General features: G+C 51.1%; 20 protein-coding genes. 12 read left to right on the forward strand and 8 right to left on the reverse strand.

The window, feature by feature from the left end; all coding sequences use genetic code 11:
* The first annotated feature begins 112 nt into the window (after positions 1–112).
* The 11 genes from WGC32_RS10205 (at position 113) to WGC32_RS10255 (ending at position 7,318) form a co-directional block, all read left to right on the forward strand.
* Entirely contained in the window at positions 113–358 is a 246-nt protein-coding gene (locus WGC32_RS10205; protein ID WP_342681736.1) for a hypothetical protein, read from the forward strand.
* A 9-nt stretch (positions 359–367) separates the two neighbouring features.
* Complete coding sequence (locus WGC32_RS10210) at positions 368–766, forward strand: DUF3846 domain-containing protein (protein ID WP_342681738.1); 399 nt, start codon at positions 368–370, stop codon at positions 764–766.
* 11 nt (positions 767–777) lie between these two features.
* On the forward strand, positions 778–1,941 hold the full coding sequence (gene metK, locus WGC32_RS10215) for a methionine adenosyltransferase (protein WP_342681739.1): 1,164 nt from the start codon (positions 778–780) through the stop codon (positions 1,939–1,941).
* Between the two features lie 19 nt (positions 1,942–1,960).
* Positions 1,961–2,926, forward strand: a complete 966-nt coding sequence (locus WGC32_RS10220; protein ID WP_342681741.1) for a DUF3991 domain-containing protein — start codon at positions 1,961–1,963, stop codon at positions 2,924–2,926.
* Between the two features lie 16 nt (positions 2,927–2,942).
* Positions 2,943–3,188: a hypothetical protein gene (locus WGC32_RS10225; protein ID WP_462933635.1), complete on the forward strand. Its 246-nt coding sequence runs from the start codon at positions 2,943–2,945 to the stop codon at positions 3,186–3,188.
* Between the two features lie 68 nt (positions 3,189–3,256).
* Positions 3,257–4,012: a DNA-methyltransferase gene (locus WGC32_RS10230; RefSeq protein ID WP_462933636.1), complete on the forward strand. Its 756-nt coding sequence runs from the start codon at positions 3,257–3,259 to the stop codon at positions 4,010–4,012.
* A 119-nt stretch (positions 4,013–4,131) separates the two neighbouring features.
* On the forward strand, positions 4,132–4,470 hold the full coding sequence (locus WGC32_RS10235) for a DUF7768 domain-containing protein (protein ID WP_055141789.1): 339 nt from the start codon (positions 4,132–4,134) through the stop codon (positions 4,468–4,470).
* A 123-nt stretch (positions 4,471–4,593) separates the two neighbouring features.
* Positions 4,594–5,403 carry a DUF6329 domain-containing protein gene (locus tag WGC32_RS10240; protein ID WP_342681744.1) on the forward strand — a complete coding sequence of 270 codons (810 nt, stop codon included), beginning with the start codon at positions 4,594–4,596 and terminating at the stop codon, positions 5,401–5,403.
* Positions 5,404–5,415: 12 nt separating this feature from the next.
* Positions 5,416–5,724 carry a plasmid mobilization protein gene (locus tag WGC32_RS10245; RefSeq protein ID WP_342681745.1) on the forward strand — a complete coding sequence of 103 codons (309 nt, stop codon included), beginning with the start codon at positions 5,416–5,418 and terminating at the stop codon, positions 5,722–5,724.
* Positions 5,725–5,826: 102 nt separating this feature from the next.
* Positions 5,827–7,152 (forward strand): relaxase/mobilization nuclease domain-containing protein, encoded by a 1,326-nt coding sequence (locus WGC32_RS10250; protein ID WP_342681746.1) that lies wholly within the window; start codon positions 5,827–5,829, stop codon positions 7,150–7,152.
* A 4-nt stretch (positions 7,153–7,156) separates the two neighbouring features.
* On the forward strand, positions 7,157–7,318 hold the full coding sequence (locus WGC32_RS10255) for a DUF4314 domain-containing protein (protein ID WP_342681747.1): 162 nt from the start codon (positions 7,157–7,159) through the stop codon (positions 7,316–7,318).
* Between the two features lie 29 nt (positions 7,319–7,347).
* Here the strand turns inward: WGC32_RS10255 and WGC32_RS10260 are convergent, their stop codons facing one another.
* The 6 genes from WGC32_RS10260 to WGC32_RS10285 form a co-directional block, all read right to left on the reverse strand.
* Positions 7,348–8,709 carry an ABC transporter permease gene (locus tag WGC32_RS10260; protein ID WP_342681748.1) on the reverse strand — a complete coding sequence of 454 codons (1,362 nt, stop codon included), beginning with the start codon at positions 8,707–8,709 and terminating at the stop codon, positions 7,348–7,350.
* 236 nt (positions 8,710–8,945) lie between these two features.
* Positions 8,946–10,064: a HAMP domain-containing sensor histidine kinase gene (locus WGC32_RS10265; RefSeq protein WP_342681750.1), complete on the reverse strand. Its 1,119-nt coding sequence runs from the start codon at positions 10,062–10,064 to the stop codon at positions 8,946–8,948.
* Positions 10,061–10,726, reverse strand: coding sequence for a response regulator transcription factor (locus tag WGC32_RS10270; RefSeq protein ID WP_342681752.1), 666 nt, complete (start codon positions 10,724–10,726; stop codon positions 10,061–10,063). The genes WGC32_RS10265 and WGC32_RS10270 overlap by 4 nt, the downstream gene beginning before the upstream one ends.
* 156 nt (positions 10,727–10,882) lie before the next feature.
* Positions 10,883–12,343, reverse strand: a complete 1,461-nt coding sequence (locus WGC32_RS10275) for an IS1182 family transposase (RefSeq protein WP_342681754.1) — start codon at positions 12,341–12,343, stop codon at positions 10,883–10,885.
* A gap of 112 nt (positions 12,344–12,455) precedes the next feature.
* Positions 12,456–13,376 (reverse strand): aminoglycoside O-phosphotransferase APH(2'')-Ig, encoded by a 921-nt coding sequence (gene aph(2'')-Ig / locus WGC32_RS10280; protein ID WP_342681756.1) that lies wholly within the window; start codon positions 13,374–13,376, stop codon positions 12,456–12,458.
* A 2-nt stretch (positions 13,377–13,378) separates the two neighbouring features.
* The gene (locus WGC32_RS10285) at positions 13,379–14,215 is read right to left on the reverse strand and encodes an AraC family transcriptional regulator (RefSeq protein ID WP_283118933.1); all 837 of its coding nucleotides are present in this window, start codon (positions 14,213–14,215) and stop codon (positions 13,379–13,381) included.
* A 171-nt stretch (positions 14,216–14,386) separates the two neighbouring features.
* Between WGC32_RS10285 and melA the strand changes: the two genes are divergently transcribed.
* Positions 14,387–15,709, forward strand: a complete 1,323-nt coding sequence (melA, locus tag WGC32_RS10290; protein WP_283118934.1) for an alpha-glucosidase/alpha-galactosidase — start codon at positions 14,387–14,389, stop codon at positions 15,707–15,709.
* 141 nt (positions 15,710–15,850) lie between these two features.
* Here the strand turns inward: melA and WGC32_RS10295 are convergent, their stop codons facing one another.
* Both WGC32_RS10295 and WGC32_RS10300 read right to left on the reverse strand, forming a co-directional pair.
* Complete coding sequence (locus tag WGC32_RS10295; protein WP_342681761.1) at positions 15,851–17,311, reverse strand: IS1182 family transposase; 1,461 nt, start codon at positions 17,309–17,311, stop codon at positions 15,851–15,853.
* 112 nt (positions 17,312–17,423) lie between these two features.
* The gene (locus WGC32_RS10300) at positions 17,424–17,783 is read right to left on the reverse strand and encodes a helix-turn-helix domain-containing protein (protein WP_342681763.1); all 360 of its coding nucleotides are present in this window, start codon (positions 17,781–17,783) and stop codon (positions 17,424–17,426) included.
* Positions 17,784–17,798: the final 15 nt, after the last annotated feature.

Raw genomic sequence — 17,798 nt, forward strand, 5'->3', positions numbered from 1 at the left:
CGGTCTTGTGTTCCTGCATATTCGTAACCGCAGGAAAAAATAGCGTAAGAACCAATCGGACGGGGCGCTGCAGAGCGCTCCGTCCCTATTTTTATTATACTGGAGGGATTGATTGAAAAAACTTGGACTTTTGGATGTGGTAGCCGAACAGCACCGCACCTTTATCTCCAACCTGCGTCTGCTGCCGGAACTCAAATGGGCGGCGCTTGGCGATCTGTACCGCCTGCCGGACAAGGAAAGATACCCTTTAAAGGAATGGGAAGAAGCGGTGTCCTATCTGTTGGGCTGCGAGGTGCATTTTGAAAACTATGAAGCAATCGGGAAAAATCTGAAGCCCTTTTCCCTGCAAGTGAGGTGATCTGCCAGAATGCGAGTATTGTTTGTAGAACCGGGCAAACCAGCCCGGCCTGTTGAGATGAAAAACGACCTTCATGAAATGCAGCAAATGGTAGGCGGCCCCATTCAGGCACTTTATCCGTGGGAAGAACCGGTTGCTGTTGTCTGCAATGACGAAGGAAAGATCATGGGGCTGCCGCTAAACCGTGTGCTTGAGAACTATGACATAATTGCGGGAGCTTTTTTTGTCTGTGGTATTCAGGGGGAAAACTTCTCCAGCCTGACTGAAAAACAAATGCAAAAGTATCAGCAGATGTTTTTAAGCCCTGAGAAATTCATCCAAACACCGGAAGGGCTTTTGTGTATCCGAATAAACCCGGTGGTAAGCCCAAAACCCAAAACCAGAAAGCCCCCGAATCATGAACGATAAAGGAGAATGCCATGAATCAATTTTATACTGCCGAATCTGTTACGGAAGGGCATCCTGATAAGCTGTGCGACCTCATTGCCGACAGTGTGCTGGACGAATGCCTTTCCCACGACGCCCTCTCCCGTGTGGCCTGCGAAGTGATGGCTACCAGAGGGCAGATCATTGTCGCCGGGGAGATCACCAGCCTGTATGAACCTTCTATCCCGTCGATTGTCCGTTCGGTTCTCAGGAAAGTAGGCTACGATCCGGTCTGTTTTGCCATCCAGTGCCTCATCCATAAGCAAAGCCCGGACATCGCCGCAGGTGTGGACTGTTCGTTAGAGCAACGAAGAAATGTGGATGGGAGCAGTCCCTCTCTGCAGCTCGGCGCTGGCGATCAGGGAGTCATGGTGGGATATGCCTGTTCGGAAACCCCGCAAATGCTTCCTCTGCCGGTTGTGCTGGCACACCGTCTGACCAGTGCTCTCACCATCGCCCGAAAATCCGGGGCAATTCAAGGACTAAGGCCGGACGGGAAAGCACAAGTCACCGTGGAATATGACGAGGATGGAAAACCATTCCGGCTGGATACCGTTGTGATGTCTGCCCAGCACAGTGCTGAAATCCCTGCCGATGAACTCTGCTTCGAACTGACGGATAAAGTGATCGCTCCTGCTTTGCAGGTCCTGCCTCCGGATGAGGATACAAAAATTTTAATCAATCCAGCCGGAAGGTTTGTGCTGGGCGGCCCGGAAGCAGATACCGGTCTCACTGGACGAAAACTCATGGTGGACAGCTTCGGAGTGTTCGCGCCTCACGGCGGCGGTGCTTTTTCCGGTAAGGACGCCACCAAAGTGGATCGCTCCGGCGCATACATGGCCCGATATATAGCTAAGAACCTTGTGGCGGCGGGTTTGTGCGAACGGTGTCAGGTTACACTGGCTTATGCTATTGGGGCAGCCCAACCGGTGATGGTGGAAGTAGATACCTTTAAAACCGGAACGATCTGCGCCGATGACTGTCTGGCAGATGCGGTAAAACTGGTGTTTGGGTTAACGCCTGCCGAGATTATCGCAAAACTGGATCTGTTATCACCGAGATATACTGGGACCGCCGCCTATGGACATTTCGGCAGGCCGGAGTTCCCGTGGGAACGCACCGATCAGGCGAAAATCCTGCGGGCGGCTGTCATTTAAGTAAGAAAGGAGAATTCCCATGCCCGGAGTCACCGAAGAACAAATCACCGCTGCCAAACAGATGAGCGCCATTGAGTTTTTGCGGCGTTACCGTCCCGGACAACTGGTGAAAGCCGAAAGCCGGGGTGAGTTCCAGCTGAAAGAACATGACAGCTTTAAAATCAACGAAACCACAAGCCTTTGGCATTGGAAAAGCCGGGATGTCGGCGGCAAAAGCGCCCTTGACTATCTTATTAAGGTTGAGGGACTGAAATTTGTAGAAGCGGTGCAGACCTTATGCGAGGAAAACCCCAGCTATGTTCCGCCTGTTTCCCAGCCGGAACAGCCGAAGGAATTCCTTTTGCCGCCGGCAGCGGAAAATAACCGCAGGGTGTTTGCCTATCTTTTGAAGCGAGGTATCGACCGCAAGGTCATCGAAGCCTGCATCCGGGCAGGAATCCTCTACGAAAGCGCCGACTACCACAACGCTGTGTTTGTTGGGAAGGACGAAACCGGTACTGCCCGGTATGCTTTTCTGCGTGGTACCTATACACGGGGAAACCCATTCAAGGCAGAGGTGTCCGGCAGCGATAAGCGGTTTTGCTTTTGTCTCCCGCCGAAAAGGGAAACCAAAAAACTCGCCATATATGAAGCCGCAATAGAGCCACTCGCACACTTAACGTTGGAAGGGACAACGGACAAATGGCGGCTGTCCCTTGGCGGGATTTATGCGCCTGAAGAAGGAACACAGACAAGCCGGGATATGAAAAACCCCATTGCGCTGGACGCTTTTCTCGCCCGTCACCCAGAGATTGAAGAAATCGAAATCTGTACCAACAACGATTTTGCAGGAAGGTGGGCAGCCAATCATATTGAGAAAGCCTATCAGAGCAAGTACCGTATGGTGAGGAATCTTCCGGAAAAAGAAGGCTGCGATTATGCCGACCTGACAAAAGAAAGATACGAAAAGCAGGCTACCCGGCAAAGGGCAGCCTGTTCCCGTTAAAAGGAAAGGTGATCTTATGGAGAAACAACGTCCCAAAATGGAACTGATAGGACAGGACGGAAACATCTTTTCCATCCTCGGCAGGGCTTCCCGGCTGCTGAAAGAAAACGGACAGCCGGATCAGGCAAAGGAGATGTGTGACCGTGTCTACCAGTCCGGGGATTATTACAAAGCGCTGAACATTATCAGCGAATATGTGGAAACGGAATTGTCGGAAAAAACACCGTCCAAACAGAAAAAACGCTCCGATCCGGAGCGATAACAGAAAGGAAGATGCCTCTGAACGAAACGAAAGAACTGACTCAAATTGTTGACGAAACCATTCTGCCCATGGAACACAGCGGCGGGGATGGCTGGACGATTCTGCATGGGGATACCCTGCAGGTAATCCGGGCATTCAAGCCGCAGGTGTTTGACGCCATTATTACCGATCCGCCCTACGCTTCGGGCGGGTGGAAGCCAGCCGAGAAAAACCGCACCACCAATCAAAAGTACAGCAGCATGGACAAAGAAAACGCCCTGCCTGATTTTGACGGAGATCAAAAGGATCAGCGAAGCTGGACCAGATGGATGGCTGAATGGCTTTCTGACGCCAGAAAAGCCTGCAAACCGGGAGCGCCAATTTGTCTGTTCATTGACTGGCGGCAGTACCCTTCTATCACCGACGCACTGCAGTGGGCTGGCTGGATCTGGCGTGGCTGTGCAGTATGGGATAAGATGACCAGCCGCCCCCAGAAAGGACGTTTCCGCCAGCAAAGTGAATACATCGTATGGGGTTCCAACGGACCTATGCCGGTGAATAGACCGGTTGGGTGTTTGCCCGGTGTGTTCCGTTACGCCAATCCTCAAAACAGAATTCATGTGACGGAAAAGCCTTTGCAGCTCATGCGTGACCTTGTAAAAATCTGCGTACCGGGCGGGCGTATTCTTGATCCTTTCTGCGGAGCCGGAACTACTGTCCTCGCTTCCCGGCTGGAAGGATATGAAGCCGTAGGGATTGAAGTCACCGACGCCTATTATAAGCTGGGTTCCGACCGTGTGCGCTTTGCATTGGAAGCCCATTCGGAAGAAGAAACCTCCGAATAATCTCCATGGCTATCCACGTGGATAGCCAACAATAATCCTCACCCGCAGGCTGGCTATCCAACTGGATAGCCAGCCCTCCGTTTATCAAGCAGATATATGTGAAAAGAAAGGAAATCACTATGGAAAAAGCATTTGCCTATGTGTGCGCCGCACCCGATGCCGCGCCCCGCCTGTTAAAACGCTACTGCCGCAAGATTTATGAACTGGGATATGTCCCGATCTGCCCGAAACTTTCGGACAGCCAGTACCTGCAGATGGAAAATGCCGATGAAAAACGGGAATTTCAAAACATTTCCCGTCAGAAGCTGTGCCGATGCCGAATGCTGGTGGTATGCGGCAATGAGATCAGCAATTCCATGTCCGCTGAAATCGGTACAGCCGAAAAGCGAAATATTATCTGTACGACGCTGGAAGGTCTGGCAAAAATCAAGGAATCAGATGAACATGACGGGCTCTGATTCCAGCGTGGTATTTTCCCAGCCGGTGACTGGTTTTGCAAGCATAGCGTTTGGATATCCAAACGCATCTTGGGGAGAACCCCAAACCCCCGGCATCCAGCCGCCCATCGAATATAGAAAGAGGTGAGAAAACTGAACCAGAAACAATATGCTGCATTTGCGGCAAACGCCAAAACACTGGACAGCCTGCGCCGGAACGAGGTAAATTATCTCCCCGGCGTTTTTGAAGTGACAAAGGTCATCGTCTTGGGCAAAGAGGATTTTGAGAAGCTCTCAGAGGACGTCTCCCCGGAATATCCTTTCCTCAAGGATAACCGGGAACTGATGAGCGCCGATCCGGGCGGGCTGTTCCGCTGTCTGATGGTGAGGACTAAAGGAGAACAGGAATATATGCTGATTGCACAGGGGCGAAACAGCCTGTACCTTGGCTATGGAAAGGACTGCCGCAAGGTAAATCTGCAGGATGTGCCGGTGGAACACCTTGTGCTGGAAGAACCAAAAGCCTATCAGGAGCACGCTGTTTTTTACCACAGGCCCAGCCATATCAGCGACCTCAATGGGCAGAACCCACTGCGGCCTGTGCCGGAACGGGAAACCAGTTTTCAGGTGGAACAGGTGGTCGTTCTATGCGATGAGCAGTTCCGGCAGTTTCAGGAAAACGGCCTCAAGGACGATCAGATTTTCCTGTTCGACTACAGCGACAAGATGTGGTTTGATCCGGGTAGCTTCTGCTGGCACTGCGTGCTGGTCAAGGGTGAAACCAGTAAAGACGGTGTCCTTGTAGATGCGGAAGGGTATTCCTACGCTCGATATGCGGCCTTTGCCCCGGATTGCGGAAAGCTGCGCCTGCGGGACGTCCCTGTCCATTACGAATACCCAGCCAGAGCGCCGGAACAGAAGAAAAACCGGAAACGGAAAGAGCCGGAGCGTTAAAAAGGAGTCCCTATGAGAAAACGAAACCACATCATCCCCCTTCATTTAAACAAAAAGGAACTGGCGCATCTGGAAACGCAGGTGAAACTGAGCGGTCTGCCCCGTGAGGAATTCCTCCGCACTCTCATCATGGGGGCCGAACTGCGGACAAAGCCCTGTGACCACCATGCAGACCTGCTTCACAAGGTGGCGGGGCTGTGCAACAACGCCAACCAGCTTGCCAAGGTCGCCAATACCTACGGAGAAGCCAGCCAGCAGGATATCGAGGAAATGACGAAACTGGCTCGCCAAGTATGGGAGGAGGTCAAAAACAATTGGTAACCAACCTGCGGTTGGATGCAATTCGCACATATAACCAAGATGTGAATCATTCTAAGCTGTCTGCGCCCAGGAAAGGAGAAAGCCACCATCGCATATACCAGTGTGATCCCCGTCCATCGCCTGGACAATGCCATCGACTATACCCTCGATGAGAAAAAGTGTTCCCGCAGGGAAAATGAGAAATCGCTGGAAGGAGAAATTGGAAAAGCCCTCAACCAAGAGAAAACCGAGCAGGATCTGTTTCAGTCCGCCCTCGGCTGCACCTGCGATACTGCCTTCGAGGATATGTGCAAGATCAAAAAAATGTGGCATAAGGAAAAAGGGGTGCAGGGCTTCCATCTGGTGCAAAGCTTTTCCGCTGGAGAGGTTTCCCCGGAACTGGCCCATCAAATCGGGCTGGAATTTGCGGACCGGCTGCTCGGCGGGGAGTTTCAGGCGGTGGTCAGCACCCATCTCAATACCAAATGCATCCATAACCATATTGTCTGGAATTCCGTGTCTACGAAAAACGGCAGGAAATACCGGAGCAATGAAAGAACCTATGTCACTGGGGTGCGGAAAATTTCGGATGAACTGTGCCGGAAATACCACCTCTCGGTCATCGACACCGAGAAGTCGGAACGGGTAGCCCGCCCTTACGCCCAGTGGCTGGCCGAGCAGAATGGAACTGCTACTTGGGAAACACCCATCCGGCAGGACGTCGATGCTGCCATCGCCGCTTCCCTCACATGGAAGCAGTTCCTGCGGGCATTGGAGAAACGGGGCTATGCCTTCCGGTTTGACAGGAAGTACCCTACGCTGATCCTTCCGGGCACCGGGCGCACCGTCCGGTTTAAAACCTTGGGCAAGCAGTACACCCCGGAAGCCATCCAGAACCGCATCCTCTATCCTAAGCCTCCATACCGGGCTGGGAAACAAACACCTCCGGCCAGCCGCTTCCTTCTCCTTCTTGGGGAAAAACCTTCCCCCAAGCTTTCCGGCCTGCGGGCCCTCTATTATTCCTATTTATATAAGGTGGGAGTGCTTCGCAAGAAACCGCCCTACCCCAGCTACGCTGTGCGGGAAGATATCCGCAAGCTGGATCAGCGGATCGAGCAGGCGGAATTCATTTTCAAAAACCACATTGAGGACCGGGGGCAGCTTCATGCCATCCGGCAAAAAGCGGAGGATGAAATCGCTGTGCTTCTAAAAGAGCGCCAGAAGCTCTACCGCTATCAGCCAAATTCCCCGCAGATTGACGTCCTCACAGAGCAGCTGAAAAAGCTGCGCCATACCGCCAAGCTGTGCCGGAATATCGAAATTCATTCTATTGAGATGGAACAGCACCTGCAGGCAGCACAGCAGGAAGAACAGCAGCACAAGGACCAGCAGGCAAAAGAAGAACAGAAAAAGCAATCCCGGAATCGGGAAAATCAAAAAAGGAGATGATTACTTGAACCGAATCCCTACAAAAGAACAGGTAGCATATATTCGCCAGCAATACCCTGTGGGTACCCGTATTACCTTAAATCACATGGAAGATCCGCAGTCTCCGCCGCCGGGTACCAAGGGCACCGTTGCCTACCTAAGGTCAGTAAAAGCGCACAAATCGTGATGATCTTTTTCATAGAAACACCGCCTTTCTCAGCTCATCTTGGACAGAATCTCACGGGGCTTTAATCGCATAACCGAAATGGAAGCAATCCCGGCGGATACTGTAACAATACCGATCCCGATAACAAACAGCAGTCCAAGCTCCTCCAGTTGTATCGAAACCTGTAATTCAGGCGATTCAACAACCGTATCGGGGTTGCTGTTTTGGGCTTCTCCACGGTTGCCGCTCAAACCGTCATCCTCCTGCACTTCGGATACAGACTGTTCTGCCTGCAACATATTACCCATCTGCCCGGCAATCGCGCTGGATGAGAAATATGAGAGCGAAAAAGCGAGGATGGCAATCATCAGCACTTCGGCAATATACTGCCCCAGAATAGACAGCTTGCGGATTCCTACCGAAAGCAGCACACCGGTTTCGTGGATACGGGTTCTGGCCCACATGGTCAGGATCAGCGACAGAACAGCAACGCTGACTACCAGAACTACAATCAGTATGGTGGACATCAGACTGGAAAGCTGCTGCAAAGAAGAAGCGGCATTCTCAAAGCTTTCGTTGTTCAGGGTAATCTCAAACCCCTTCCAATCCACATCCTTCATTTCCTTTACTTTTGCGATGATGCTTTCCATGTCCTGCGGGTCTTCCACCGATACATTCAATTCATTAAAGCCCTGCACGCTGGGGCTATTTTCATAGGCAACGACAGAAGCAAGATCGGAAATAATCAGATTCTGTATTTTATCAAAAGTCATCACACGGTCGTTGGGGTCTTCCAGCTCACGTGGAGTAAACAAACCCACAATTTCCAGTTCAAGATTCTTGCTGGTCCGGATGGTATCGCCAATTTTCAGGCCATTCTGTTTGGCCAAATCTTCACTGATGATAATTTTTCTTTCGTCCTGCGGCGTAATGTACCGGCCCTGAGTAAGGACAATCTCGCCGGATGTAAAGCGGGAATACTCCTCACCCTTCCAAACGCCGACAATATTGGTGGAATTTTTGAGTTCTTCGTCCACCGGCAACGTGCCTTCAAATAATTCCAGTTCCGGGCAATCGACAACGCTGCCCACCTGTGCGCTGCAGGATTTTACGCCGTCGATTGCACGGATCTTTTCTACCAGTTCCGGTTCAATTTGCTGTGTGCAATAGGCAATAATACCGGACTCGGTCTCCTCCACCTTTAGATATGGATTGTTGTCCGAGTAATCAAAGTGGATGTTAAAGCTTCCGCCAAGGCTTTTGCGCAGATTCTGCTGGGCAGCGTCTGAAGCGTTCCCCAGTGCCAAAGCAGTCAGCACAAAGGTAGCCATGATGAGCAGAACAAAAAAGAGCAGAATACTCTTTCCTTTTTTTCGAATCATATACAGCCATGCTCGGCTAATAAAATTCATAGAAAAACCTCCGTTTCATAGTCATGATCTGTTGCAACACCGATAGAATAGCACGCCAATGTGGAACCAGTATGAAACGGAGAAAAAATATATCATCGGATATTTTTCACTTTTTTATCTATGATTTGCTGCCCCTCATCTTTAACGGAATTGCACATAGCGTACCAACCGAAAAAAGAGCGACTGTGTATAAAACAGTCGCTCTCTTCGGCATGGAATGATTTCTATCTGCTGTTTTACTTCCGTAAAAACAAGGTAAACCGCATTCCCTGCGGGGAATTCATCGGTTCAAAAACATAAGAAAGCCCCATGGATTTTGAAAGGGTATCTACGATATATAAGCCTAAACCGTTCCCGCCGTCTTTTCGATCACGGGCAAAGTCAGGACGGTAGAAGGGTTCAAACAACCGGGAAAGCGCCTCCTTTGGAATCGGCGCACACTCATTTTCAATCAAAACCCGATCTGCATCAAGAATAACGGAAACCCTGCCTCCGGGCTTTGTATAGGAAACTGCGTTAGAAAGCAGATTCGAAAGGATCTTGTCCAGATGATTTTTCGGCAAACAAAGCGGACAATCCTCACGGATATCCACAGAAAAATGAATCTGCTTCGCTTTTGCAATCAGTGCATAAGGCTCGCACAGCGTAGATAGGTTGTCGGACAAATCAAAATCTTCCGACTGTGTGTTTTTGGAAAAATCCAGCCGGGAGGTTTCCAGTACTTCTTGAATCATAGAGGAAAGCTGCTCCGCAATGTCCTTGCACTGAAGCAGATAGGTATCCCGATCCTTATATTTACCGATCCCCAACAACATATTTTCCAAAATTGCATGAATGGCAGTAACCGGAGTTTTCAGTTCATGGGAAGCCGACCGTAGAAAATCGATTTTAGATTGTTCCGCTTCACTTGCTTTTTTCTTCTCTTCCTCCAGATTTTCAATGGTAGAAAGCAGGCTGGCATACAGGGAATTGACGTTGTCGGCCAATACACCAATTTCATCGGTAGAATCCACGGGACACCGCGCCGCCTTGTCCAGCTGCTCCATCCGTTCCGTGGCGGCAGAAATCTGCTGGATCGGTTTCGTCATCGCCCGTGAGAACAGCAGGGAACAAATCAGCGAAATAAGAACCGAGCAAGTCAGGGAAATCGGCAGCGCCTTGAAAATCGCATATTGAATCATCATTTCTGCGTTAAAGCTGGTTCCCATTATCACACCGTTTTCTACAAAACCACTTGTATCGATCTGAATCAGCGGCGCAAACATATACAGGAAGAAATGTGCCGCCAGCATTACCACCAGCATAACGAAAAAAGTATATATAAAGATTTTGGGGAATAGTTTCAGCCTTTTCATATCGTTTCCTCGTATTTATAGCCAACACCCTTGACGGTAACAATCCGATCAAGGTTTAGCTTCTTTCGCAAATTTTTAATATAGGTGTCCACTGTGCGGTCTATCACAGGGGTATCGTACCCCCATAACTCATCCAGTATTTGTGATCTTGTCAATACAAGCCCTTTGTGTTCCACCAATAGTTTCAAAAGTTCAATTTCCTTTGGCGTAAGGTCAATTTGTCCTTCTTGGTTCCATGCTGTATAGCCGCTGAAATTCACAGTAATATCTCCAAACTGTATCTGTGACAGTTCAGGGCTTTTTCCGCTGCGACGGAGCAGGGCTGTGATCCGTTTTCCCAACAAAACCATAGAAAACGGCTTCGTGATATAATCGTCGGCTTCTGCATCAAAACTGGTAACCTGTGTGTGTTCATCCTCGATAGCAGTAAGCATAAGCGTGGGAACCGTTCTGCTTTTTCTCAGTTCTTTCAAAACGGTCATGCCGTCCATTTTCGGCAGCATAATATCCAATACTACCAAATCAACAGAAGGGTCTTTTGCCATCAAAAGCCCCTGCTCTCCGTCAAAAGCAGAGAGTGTTGTATGTCCGGCGGATTTCATATATTCACAGATTGCTTCGTTGGTCACAATATCATCTTCTACAACCAATAGATTTGCCATTATCTTCACCTCTATAAACTATTATAACAGATGATTGTGGAACCAGTATGAAATCTTTCTTTTTATTTGAATAATTCGAGGACTCATTCAAATGAACTACAAAAAAGCGGGCTGTTTCCAGCCCGCATCAGCCTGTAGAAAAACCTGCTCCGGCAATTAAGCCAGAGCAGTTTTTTTGCTTGGAAACGAAAGCGGAAACGGAAAAAGCATCAAAACAGCAGCTACACTTTTCCCCCATCCTATTTGTTTTCCGCCATCCGGCGCCGGATGGCGGCCATTCCATTTCCAAATGGCCAGCTTTTTCAGATTCATGGCAGCAAATTTAAGCTTCACCCAGTTTGTCACCTGGGCCAAGCCTCTGTACTGCGTGTAACGCATCCCGTGTTTTTCCTTCGCATCGGCAAACACACGCTCAATCTTCTCTTTTCGCAGCCGGTACAGTTCTTTGTACACCGCCATATGCCGGACATGCTCTGCCATCTCCACATAGTCCTGCCAGACATGGCGCAAGACTGTTTTCTCGCACTTGGCGTTCTCGGTGCACATCCCTCTGGTGGGACAGCTCTTGCAAAGATAGCCTCGGCTTTTGTATTCCCGGTAGCCCTCCCGGTTTGTGGTGGAATAATGCAGCGCACGGTATTCCGGACAGATCACATCGTCAAAGTATTCGTCATACACATAGGCCCACCAGGGGTGGCCGTTTTCTTTGGTCTTGGGGCGGGTATAGCAGGTGGAAAGGACGCGGCCGCTCTCAAAAATACGCTTGCAGATCCAGGGTGTTTTGTAGGCGCTGTCCGCCACCACGGTTTTGTGCTCGGGGTAATACTGGCATACTTCATCGTACAGAGGATCAAAGGCTGCACTGTCGTGGATATTGCCGGGAGTGACGTGAACACCAACAACAAAATTGTGCTTGTCACATGCTGTGTGCGCTTCGTAGGCAAAGCACTTTTTGTGCTCCCCCTTGTGGAATACACCGCTTTCCGGGTCGGTGGTGGACACCACCGTTTCCTTCTCCTCCGGCGGCTTTTTGTCGCTGTCATCCGAGAAAGGTTTCTTGCCGTGTTCCTCCCGGTCCTTGTTCACTTCATCGAACAGCTCTTTTGCGTACCGCTTTGCCTGCTTGGGGACCGCCTTTTTGGCCTGCTTTTTCAGATTGGCACTTGCCTTAATGTGGGTTCCGTCCACAAAAATCGCTTCTGTGTCCAGATATCCTTCCTCTGCCGCGGCTTTCAACACCCAGCGGAACACATATTCCACCGTGGCGTGGTTGAATCGGTGCTTGAAGTTGTAGCTCACCGTGGAGAAATGCGGTACCGCTTCATTCAGCGGATACCCGATGAACCACCGGTATGCCAGATTCATGCTCACTTCCTCCAGGGTTCGGCGTAGGGAAGAAATTCCATAGATATGCTGGATCAGCACGATCTTGAACAGCACCACCGGGTCAACGCTGGGCCGGCCGTTGTCCTCGCAATACAGATCCTCCACAAATTCGTAGATTTTCTTGAAGTCGATGGCTGTGTCAATCTTGCGCAGCAAGTGATCCTGCGGGACCATGTTCTCCAAACTTACAAATTCCAGCTGCTCTCGATTTTCTGCGTTCTTTACCAGCATTTTTATCACCCTACACCATTATACCGCATTTTCTCTCTCAATACGAGAAAAAGGCCACCAAAAGGTGACCTTTTTCGACAGGCTGACACAGCAAGGATCCTTGCTGTGTTTTTTATAAAATGAAGGCATCTGGATCTACGGTCAGAAGTTCACGGTACCCCTTACAGAAAAGCGACCGATCTTCTCTCTGAACACCAAGCAGGACTTGTTGTATCGGCCAGTAAGCATCATTGATTTCTGCTTTTCTTTCTGCTAATTGTGGATTCCGATGGCCATAATGTCTTAAAACCTTTCGCCCGAAATCTTTCCCAAAGTCATCCATGCTGCAATCCAGAAGGCATAAAAAATCATTGTCCGGATCGCCGACAATTACATCTCCAAAATCGATCACGCCATACAGACGATTATGTCTGAACACCATATTGGAAGAGCTAAAATCATTGTGAACTAAACAGGCCGCATAGTCAAACAGTTCCTGATTCTGACCGATATGCTCGTATATCGTCTGGATATTTTTCTGGAGTGGTGCATTCAAGAGTTTTCGGTTTTCGAGCACTTCAAGCAGCTGTTCTTGGTCTTCCAAATATCTTTTGCGTTTATCTTCGAAGATTTGACAGAACGGTTTCTCTGAAAGCGGCACCGATATACCATGCAATCTCCGCAAAAATATCGCCATATCTGAAGCAAGCGCTTCTTTTTCCTTTTCTGAAAGCAAAGCATATTCTTGAAAGCCAAAGTTTTCTCCGGGGATAAACGACATAACATTAAATTCGTTGCATTGAAAAATCACTTCCGGAATCAAAGCAGGTAAATCATACTGTTTGAGGAAGGAATATACCGCAAATTCTCTTTGCTGTGTTACGCGCACAAATGGCCGTTTGGGGATTTTGATGACAAACAGCCCATTGCAAAGCAGTACTTCGCTGTCATCCCCCGCATCCAAGCGGCGGAGTTCTCTCACCGGACTTCCGATCCGTTCCATGGCCTTCTCAATATCCGTTATTGGAATTTGCGAATTATTAAATTCACGCACTGTCATTCCCCTTCCACGCTACTTTGGGACGAATTCCGATTATTCAAAATAAACGCCTTCGGCGTCATGCCGGTGCAGCGCTTGAAGCGGCTGCAGAAGGAGGAGGCGTCCGAAAAGCCGCAGGACAGCGCGGTTTCCCCCACGGTATACGCGCCGCTCAGGAGCATCTTTTTGGCGGCGTTGATGCGCACCTGCATCAGGTACTGCTTCGGCGACATGCTCTCCGAGGCGAAGAAGATGCGGTAAAGGTACGTGCGGTCGATGCCGATATACCGGGCGAGGTCGCTGACCTGAATCGGGTAGCCGTAATTGCTCTTGATGTAGCCGATCGCCTTGTTCACGTACTCGTGCTCGCGCGTATAGGCGCCGCCGTGCGCCGATTTCTCCAGCACGGACATCGCGCCGTAAAAGCAGCTCATCACCTTGAACAGGCTGCCGCCGCTGAACTCCTCGATCATCTCACGCAGATAGCGCGCGAATTCCTCGCCGTTTTCGACCGCGACGACGTACCGGTTCACAAGGCCGGTGCGCCGCAGGATCTCGAGCACGTCGAAGCCGTCGAACGCCACCCACATGTATTCCCACGGGTCTTTGCGGTCCGCGGTGTACAGCGTGCGCTCCCCGGGGCGGATCAGAAAACAGGAGCCCGCGTGCAGCGTATACGTTTCCCCGCCGACCACATACGTGCCGCAGCCGGAAATCACATAGTGCAGCAGATACTGGTTGCGCACAGCCGGCCCCCAGAAGTGCCCGCTTTCGCATTTCTCATAGCCGCAGTAATAGACGGTCACGGAGCCACCGTTGTTCAGGTTTTCAGCACGGTGCTTGATGGCGTTCATGTTCTTCCCCTCCTGCGTTTTCTACAGTATACCATACTTCCGGCAAAAATACAACAAAACAACAATTTTCCGAAACAAAAGCTATTGAGAACGCGCGCGTTCCCCCACTATAATAAAGCCACAAAAAGATTTTACGAATCACGATCTTTTTGGGGAAAGGATGGAATCGCTATGCCAAAAATCACCTTTATGGGCGCCGGCAGCACGGTCTTTGCGCGCAATGTGCTCGGCGACTGCATGTGCACGCCCGCGCTCTGCGAAAGCGAAATCGCACTTTACGACATCGACGCGGAACGCCTTGAGGAGTCCTACATCATCCTCAGCGCCATCAACCACAACACAAACCAGGACCGGGCCACGCTCAAGACCTACTGCGGCGTTGAAAACCGCAGGGAGGCGCTGCGCGGCGCAGACTTTGTCGTCAACGCGATCCAGGTCGGCTTCTACGAGCCCTGCACCGTCATCGACTTCGAGATCCCGAAGAAGTACGGCCTGCGCCAGACGATCGCCGACACGCTCGGCATCGGCGGCGTCATGCGCGCTCTGCGCACGATACCGGTGCTCGAGGACTTCGCCCGCGACATCGAGGCGGTCTGCCCCGACGCGTGGTTCCTCAACTACACGAACCCGATGGCGATGCTCTCCGGCTATATGCAGCGCTACACGAATGTAAAGACCGTCGGCCTCTGCCACAGCGTGCAGACCTGCTCGCGCGACCTGCTGAAGGGTCTCGGCATGGAGGATAAACTCGAGGGCCGCCGCGAGCTCATCGCCGGCATCAACCACATGGCGTGGCTCCTGCAGATCACGGACAAGGACGGCAACGACCTGTATCCCGAGATCCGCCGCCGTGCCGCGGAGAAAAACGCCGCGGAAAAGCACAAGGATATGGTGCGCTACGAGTATATCCGCCGCCTCGGCTATTACTGCACAGAGTCGAGCGAGCACAACGCCGAATACAACCCGCTGTTCATCAAATCCAGATACCCGGAGCTGATCGATGCGTACAACATCCCGCTCGACGAGTACCCGCGCCGCTGCGTCAACCAGATCAAGGGCTGGAAGGAAGAAAAGGCCTCGATTCTGCAGGACGGCCAGGTCAGCCATTCGCGCTCCGAGGAATACGCCTCGTACATCATGGAGGCCATCCTCACCGGCGTGCCGTACAAGATCGGCGGCAATGTGCTGAACACGGGCCTGATCGACAACCTGCCCGCCGACGCGTGCGTCGAGGTGCCGTGCCTGATCGACCGGATGGGCGTCAATCCCTGCCACGTCGGCCGTCTGCCGGTGCAGCTCGCCGCGATGAACATGACAAACATCAACGTGCAGCTCATGACGATCGAGGCCGCGCGCACACGCAAACGCGAGGACATTTACCGCGCCGCGATGCTCGACCCGCACACGGCCGCCGAGCTCTCGATCGACGACATCGTGAAAATGTGCGACGAGCTGATCGAGGCCCACGGCCCGTACATGGCGATGTACAAATAACCCTGTGTTCCAGCCCCTGACCGGACAGCGTTCCGTGTGTCCCGTCTCCCCACCGGTCCGCGGCACGCGCCGGTCCATGCAAACCAAAAGGCTCCTGTCTGAAACAGGAGCCTCAGCCTGTAGAAAAACCTGCTCCGGCAATTAAGCCAGAGCAGTTTTTTTGCTTGGAAACGAAAGCGGAAACGGAAAAAGCATCAAAACAGCAGCTACACTTTTCCCCCATCCTGTTCGTTTTCCGCCATCCGGCGCCGGATGGCGGCCATTCCATTTCCAAATGGCCAGTTTTTTCAGATTCATGGCAGCAAATTTAAGCTTCACCCAGTTTGTCACCTGGGCCAAGCCTCTGTACTGCGTGTAACGCATCCCGTGTTTTTCCTTCGCATCGGCAAACACACGCTCAATCTTCTCTTTTCGCAGCCGGTACAGTTCTTTGTACACCGCCATATGCCGCACGTGCTCTGCCATCTCCACATAGTCCTGCCAGACATGGCGCAAGACTGTTTTCTCGCACTTGGCGTTCTCGGTGCACATCCCTCTGGTGGGACAGCTCTTGCAAAGATAGCCTCGGCTTTTGTATTCCCGGTAGCCCTCCCGGTTTGTGGTGGAATAATGCAGCGCACGGTATTCCGGACAGATCACATCGTCAAAGTATTCGTCATACACATAGGCCCACCAGGGGTGGCCGTTTTCTTTGGTCTTGGGGCGGGTATAGCAGGTGGAAAGGACGCGGCCGCTCTCAAAAATACGCTTGCAGATCCAGGGTGTTTTGTAGGCGCTGTCCGCCACCACGGTTTTGTGCTCGGGGTAATACTGGCATACTTCATCGTACAGAGGATCAAAGGCTACACTGTCGTGGATATTGCCGGGAGTGACGTGAACACCAACAACAAAATTGTGCTTGTCACATGCTGTGTGCGCTTCGTAGGCAAAGCACTTTTTGTGCTCCCCCTTGTGGAATACACCGCTTTCCGGGTCGGTGGTGGACACCACCGTTTCCTTCTCCTCCGGCGGCTTTTTGTCGCTGTCATCGGAAAAGGGCTTTTTCCCGTGTTCCTCCCGGTCCTTGTTCACTTCATCGAACAGCTCTTTTGCGTACCGCTTTGCCTGCTTGGGGACCGCCTTTTTGGCCTGCTTTTTCAGATTGGCACTTGCCTTAATGTGGGTTCCGTCCACAAAAATCGCTTCTGTGTCCAGATACCCTTCCTCTGCCGCTGCTTTCAACACCCAGCGGAACACATATTCCACCGTGGCGTGGTTGAATCGGTGCTTGAAGTTGTAGCTCACCGTGGAGAAATGCGGTACCGCTTCATTCAGCGGATACCCGATGAACCACCGGTATGCCAGATTCATGCTCACTTCCTCCAGGGTTCGGCGTAGGGAAGAAATTCCATAGATATGCTGGATCAGCACGATCTTGAACAGCACCACCGGGTCAACGCTGGGCCGGCCGTTGTCCTCGCAATACAGATCCTCCACAAATTCGTAGATTTTCTTGAAGTCGATGGCGTCGTCGATTTTCCGCAGCAAGTGATCCTGCGGGACCATGTTCTCCAAACTTACAAATTCCAGCTGCTCTCGATTTTCTGCGTTCTTTACCAGCATTTTTATCACCCTACACCATTATACCGCATTTTCTCTCTCAATACGAGAAAAAAGCCACCAAAAGGTGACCTTTTTCGACAGGCTGAAGCGGGCTGTTTCCAGCCCGCATTCGTTATTTAGAAAATTCCTTCATAATCAAATTGAGAATGACCTGCTGCTCTGCAGATAAGCCACCGCCTACCGGCCTCGTGCTTTGTTTCAGTTCTTTGATAAGCCGATGAACCAAATCACGCTGTTCCTCTGTCATATTCGTAAGAAGGACCTGATCCTCCTTATTAAAACCAACCAAGTAGTCCAGCGAAACATTATAAATCTCCGACATGGTAATGAGGACATCCAGTGAAGGAAGTTTGAGATTGTTCTCATAGTTGCTGATAACCGACCCGGCTCGGCCTACACGACGACCAAGTTCTTCTTGAGAAATGCCGTACCGTTCCCGCAGCATCCGCAAATGGTTCCCAAAGTCAAACATTCCAATCACCTCGCT

It is taken from the genome of Zongyangia acetica, from assembly GCF_038739695.1.
In the GTDB taxonomy this organism is placed as follows: domain Bacteria; phylum Bacillota; class Clostridia; order Oscillospirales; family Ruminococcaceae; genus Zongyangia; species Zongyangia gallinarum.

Bases quoted from the DNA above. Each gene is read 5' to 3' on its own strand.
- WGC32_RS10210 (WP_342681738.1), top strand. From the start codon at position 368: ATGCGAGTATTGTTTGTAGAACCGGGCAAACCAGCCCGGCCTGTTGAG.
- metK (WP_342681739.1), top strand. From the start codon at position 778: ATGAATCAATTTTATACTGCCGAATCTGTTACGGAAGGGCATCCTGAT.
- WGC32_RS10220 (WP_342681741.1), top strand. From the start codon at position 1,961: ATGCCCGGAGTCACCGAAGAACAAATCACCGCTGCCAAACAGATGAGC.
- WGC32_RS10225 (WP_462933635.1), top strand. From the start codon at position 2,943: ATGGAGAAACAACGTCCCAAAATGGAACTGATAGGACAGGACGGAAAC.
- WGC32_RS10230 (WP_462933636.1), top strand. From the start codon at position 3,257: ATGGAACACAGCGGCGGGGATGGCTGGACGATTCTGCATGGGGATACC.
- WGC32_RS10235 (WP_055141789.1), top strand. From the start codon at position 4,132: ATGGAAAAAGCATTTGCCTATGTGTGCGCCGCACCCGATGCCGCGCCC.
- WGC32_RS10245 (WP_342681745.1), top strand. From the start codon at position 5,416: ATGAGAAAACGAAACCACATCATCCCCCTTCATTTAAACAAAAAGGAA.
- WGC32_RS10260 (WP_342681748.1), bottom strand. From the start codon at position 8,709: ATGAATTTTATTAGCCGAGCATGGCTGTATATGATTCGAAAAAAAGGA.
- WGC32_RS10265 (WP_342681750.1), bottom strand. From the start codon at position 10,064: ATGAAAAGGCTGAAACTATTCCCCAAAATCTTTATATATACTTTTTTC.
- WGC32_RS10270 (WP_342681752.1), bottom strand. From the start codon at position 10,726: ATGGCAAATCTATTGGTTGTAGAAGATGATATTGTGACCAACGAAGCA.
- WGC32_RS10275 (WP_342681754.1), bottom strand. From the start codon at position 12,343: ATGCTGGTAAAGAACGCAGAAAATCGAGAGCAGCTGGAATTTGTAAGT.
- WGC32_RS10285 (WP_283118933.1), bottom strand. From the start codon at position 14,215: ATGAACGCCATCAAGCACCGTGCTGAAAACCTGAACAACGGTGGCTCC.
- melA (WP_283118934.1), top strand. From the start codon at position 14,387: ATGCCAAAAATCACCTTTATGGGCGCCGGCAGCACGGTCTTTGCGCGC.
- WGC32_RS10295 (WP_342681761.1), bottom strand. From the start codon at position 17,311: ATGCTGGTAAAGAACGCAGAAAATCGAGAGCAGCTGGAATTTGTAAGT.
- WGC32_RS10300 (WP_342681763.1), bottom strand. From the start codon at position 17,783: ATGTTTGACTTTGGGAACCATTTGCGGATGCTGCGGGAACGGTACGGC.